General features: G+C 75.1%; 1 protein-coding gene and 1 pseudogene. One reads left to right on the top strand and one right to left on the bottom strand.

Annotation, left to right across the window (positions count from 1 at the left end; translation table 11 throughout):
- Positions 1-186: hypothetical protein (locus ACFFNX_RS50665; RefSeq protein WP_378213655.1), on the bottom strand; the 186-nt coding region annotated here is incomplete at its 3' end.
- Between ACFFNX_RS50665 and ACFFNX_RS50670 the strand changes: the two are divergent.
- Positions 166-1,147, top strand: a pseudogene (locus ACFFNX_RS50670) (hypothetical protein); the annotation flags it as partial. The gene ACFFNX_RS50665 and the pseudogene ACFFNX_RS50670 sit on opposite strands and share 21 nt — an antisense overlap.

Genomic DNA, 1,147 nt, shown 5'->3' on the forward strand with positions numbered 1-1,147 from the left:
CGTGACGATGTCGATCATCGGGATCTTGGACGGGTAGTCGCCGACCGTGCCCTCGGTGGTGAGCGTCGGCTCGCCGGCGGCTACGTCGTCGAACAGGTTCCGGCCGGGATCCTGGTGCGCTCGGCGAAGGCGCCCGCCATCCGCGCCGGCGACCTGTGCTACGCGGTGCCGGTCGACGACGACCACCCCACCGTCCTCGTCGACGCCTCTGAGTCTCGCGGCGAGCCGGACGTCCCCGCCGAGGACATCGCGGCCCTGCTGGCCGCGCTGCCGGACCCGACCCGGGTGACGGTCCGCCTCGCCCCCTGCGGCCCGCTGGACCTGCTGAGCATCGCCCAGGACACCGCCGAGATGCTGGGCGTCGAGGTCGAGGTGCTGACCGGGCTCCCGCTGCTCGTCGGCACCGACGCCGAACCCGACGTACGGCCCATCCTGATCGGCCCGGACGCCGAGCCGACCTGGGCGCCGTTCGTCGAGGCGGTCGCGTGCCGGCCGTTCGACGCGGACGGTCGCGTCCTCGAGCCCCGGCTGGTCCGCTGGCGTTCCCCGATGTCCGGCATCCGCCGTACGGACCCGGCGCCCGTGCCGCTGTCGGATCGCTGGCAGGTCTGCGTCACGAGGGCCGGCCTGTCGGTCGGGCCGCGCGGAGAGCAGCCCGACGTCACCGGACGGCCGGTCTCGCCCGAGCAACTGGCCGTCGAGGTGAACCTGCGCGGCGCACCGGCCGACGATGCGCTCTTCAGCGACCTGTCCCGCCTGCTGTCGGAGATCGGCACCGGCGTGCGCGACTTCGTCACCGTCCACCGGGATCTGCCGTCACAACAGCCCGAGGGCGAGGACTTCCGCCTGCTCCGCCTGGCGATCGACCACGGTGTGTCGCTGGCGGAGCCCCCGCCGTCCGAGACGCTGCCAGAGCCCGCGATGCCGACGGTGCACACCGTCGCCATCCCGCGCTCCGGGCGTCCACGGGAATCCACCCCCGCACCGGCCACGCACACGTCGGAGGCGAGGATGGGGCTCCCGGAGCCCGCCCGCTCCGTCGCATCCGCGCCCGCCGGCCCGCCCCGCCCCGACGCCCCGGCGGCGAACAGTGGTCCGGTGTCCGCTGCGGCCGGCGGTCCGTCCGGGTACGGTCCCGGCGGTCCGG

Origin of the sequence: Actinoallomurus acaciae (genome assembly GCF_042429965.1) — a bacterium.
GTDB classification, from domain to species: domain Bacteria; phylum Actinomycetota; class Actinomycetes; order Streptosporangiales; family Streptosporangiaceae; genus Actinoallomurus; species Actinoallomurus acaciae.